Origin of the sequence: Cohnella lupini, from assembly GCF_003386205.1 — a bacterium.
Classification (GTDB): domain Bacteria; phylum Bacillota; class Bacilli; order Paenibacillales; family Paenibacillaceae; genus Cohnella; species Cohnella lupini.
In genome coordinates this window covers 1-1,176 of sequence record NZ_QRDY01000064.1, presented here as the reverse complement: position 1 = coordinate 1,176, position 1,176 = coordinate 1, and the positions used below count along the sequence as shown (strand labels likewise).

Here is a 1,176-nt window from a genome sequence, read left to right as displayed (position 1 = left end):
GTAATAGGATCTCAGTTGCTGGCCAGCGACAGATCCAAATACATTCCAAGGAGACTACACTATGCATTCTAATCAAAATCAACGAATTACTCAAATCACTTCTTCCACTCTCATTGTCGGGGTGGACATTGCAAAGTTCAAACATGTGGCTCGAGCACAAGACTTCCGTGGGGTAGAATACGGGAAGCCCATTTCATTTGAAAACAGCTTGGAAGGATTTGAATTGTTTGTAAGCTGGTTTCGGAAGATCATGTCGGAACATGGATGTGAAGACGTGGTAGTAGGTATGGAACCCACCGGTCAATATTGGCTGAATCTTGCTCACTATTTAAGAGAACAGACGATTTTCTTTGGTGTGGTAAATCCGTTACACGTTAAAAAGAGCAAAGAATTAGACGACAATTCACCAACTAAGAATGACGTCAAGGATGCCAGGGTCATCGCACAACTTGTCAAAGACGGGAGATACGCCGTACCTAATATTCCACAAGGCATCTATGCAGAGCTGCGTGAAGCTATGAAAATTCGCGAACACCTGTCGACTGACTTGCGCGTTGTGCAAGGGCGAGTCCATAACTGGCTAGATCGGTATTTCCCTGAATTTCTTACGGTATTTAAGGATTGGGAATGTAAATCGGCAATCCAGATGCTCAGCCTTAACCTGTTGCCACATGAGCTCGTTAAGGTACCGGATGAGTTTCTACTGGGGCACTTACGAGAAGTGGCAAAGCGAGGTGCAGGGCTGGGGCGTATAACGAGCCTGAAATCAGCGGCTAACCGTTCAGTAGGCATTAAACAAGGAACGGAATTGGCCAAAATGGAACTTCAATTGTTGTTGGGGCAGTATAAATTGATTCAAAGTAAGTTTGAAGAGCTTGAGGCTAAACTAGATCAACTCTTGCAGCACATTCCAGGTGTTAATCATCTTCTAGCCATCAAAGGTATCGGCAGAGATACGGTAGCAGGATTCCTTGCCGAGATTGGCGATATCAGTAACTACCATCATCCAAAACAGATCATAAAGCTTGCTGGGTTGAGCCTGAAAGAGAATACATCCGGAAAGCACAAAGGACAGACCAAGATTACTAAGCGGGGAAGAAAGAAGCTGCGAGCCTTGCTCTTCCGAGTCATAATGCCGCTGGTGGCGAAGAACAGGGCCTTTAAGGCTTTGCATGA

The 1,176-nt window shown here is 45.3% G+C and carries 1 protein-coding gene; it reads left to right on the top strand.

The window, feature by feature from the left end:
* Nucleotides 1–61: 61 nt before the first annotated feature.
* Nucleotides 62–1,176 (top strand): IS110 family RNA-guided transposase (locus DFP95_RS28595; RefSeq protein WP_115996085.1); only part of this gene is annotated, 1,115 nt, incomplete at its 3' end.